The following is a 1,175-nucleotide window of genomic DNA, read 5'->3' as shown; positions in this document are numbered from 1 at the left end:
GTGGAGGTGGGGTCGAGGCGGGGGGTGCCGCCGCCGGATCCGCCGCCGCTTCCGGTGTCGCCTTCGCAGATCTCCCGGGCCTGGCCCCTGAGCAGGTCGCACGCGTTGTTGCTCGGTGATGGGGAGGGGGTGGGGGCGGCGAAGGCGCGGGTGGCCATCAGGACCGCAGCCGCCTGTACCGCTGTGACCGCGGCACCAAGCTTGAGTACGTGGTGTTTAGCGGGCATAGGTGTACCCTCCGTACTCCTCGACAGCCTTGGTCATGTCCTCTGCGGTGGAGGCCCTTTGGTCGCGCCCGACCGGGACAGGGCCGTCCTCCTGGGTGAAGTCGGTGACCTTCCAGTCACCATCGACCCACTTCAACTCGTAGGTCGTCGTGTACCAGCTCTCGGTCACGGGGTTCTTCGAGCCGTCGCCCGACAGGCCGAAGAGGGACGTGTACCAGAGGGCGACCGAGGCGGTGCTGCCGCTGAAGGACGTGACCTTGGTGCCTACCGGGATGACGCGCGAAACGAAGGTCTGACCGCTTGGCGCGACGCCGTCCTTGTTCAGGCCGATCTTCTCGAGGAAGCTGGCCTTGGAGTACACCTGGTCGAACGCCGGCAATTGGGAGGCGGCAACGTCTGGTGCGTAGACGGTGCTGACGATCGCGTGCCGCTTGTCGGTCTCGTACATGTCAGCCGAGCCGAGGGCGATGCCGTAATTGGTGGCTGCGGACTGGGCGCCCTGCTCGTTGTGGGCGTAGCCCGTGGGAATCCCGGCCGCCTTCGCCTGCACCGGCTGTTCCCCCGAAGGGGCCGTGGCTGTCGTCTTCGGCTTGGTCGTGTTGGTGTCCGTGGAGGAGGGGTCGTCGTCGCCGCGGTTCGCGAAGGCGATCGCGGCGATGAGGAGGACCACTACGCCGACCACCGTGACCAGGCTGCGGGACGACGAGCGGGGGCGGCGCGAGGTGCCGTAGGGGTCGGACCCGGTGTCGGGCAGGCGGGTGCGGGTCTGGCCCGTGCCGCCGTAGCCGCCGGAGGCCTCGTGCTCGTCACCGAGACTCATGCCGCGTACGCCCCCTCGACGTCGTACCGCTCGTACTCCTCGTACGACGGTAGCCGTGCTGGTTCCCGCGCGGGCGCGGTGTGGTGACTCGACATCAGGGAAACGCAACCTTCGCCGGTGGGCACGAC

General features: G+C 68.5%; 1 protein-coding gene. It reads right to left on the bottom strand.

The features are described from left to right. Positions 1–216: 216 nt before the first annotated feature. Positions 217–1,047 (bottom strand): DUF8175 domain-containg protein, encoded by an 831-nt coding sequence (locus CCL05_RS40560; protein WP_086565589.1) that lies wholly within the window; start codon positions 1,045–1,047, stop codon positions 217–219. Between the last annotated feature and the right edge of the window lie 128 nt (positions 1,048–1,175).

The sequence above is a fragment of the Streptomyces africanus genome, assembly GCF_002150735.1.
Lineage (GTDB): Bacteria > Actinomycetota > Actinomycetes > Streptomycetales > Streptomycetaceae > Streptomyces > Streptomyces africanus.
This window is presented reverse-complemented; position numbering and strand designations above follow the sequence as displayed.

Bases quoted from the DNA above. Each gene is read 5' to 3' on its own strand.
- CCL05_RS40560 (WP_086565589.1), bottom strand. From the start codon at position 1,047: ATGAGTCTCGGTGACGAGCACGAGGCCTCCGGCGGCTACGGCGGCACG.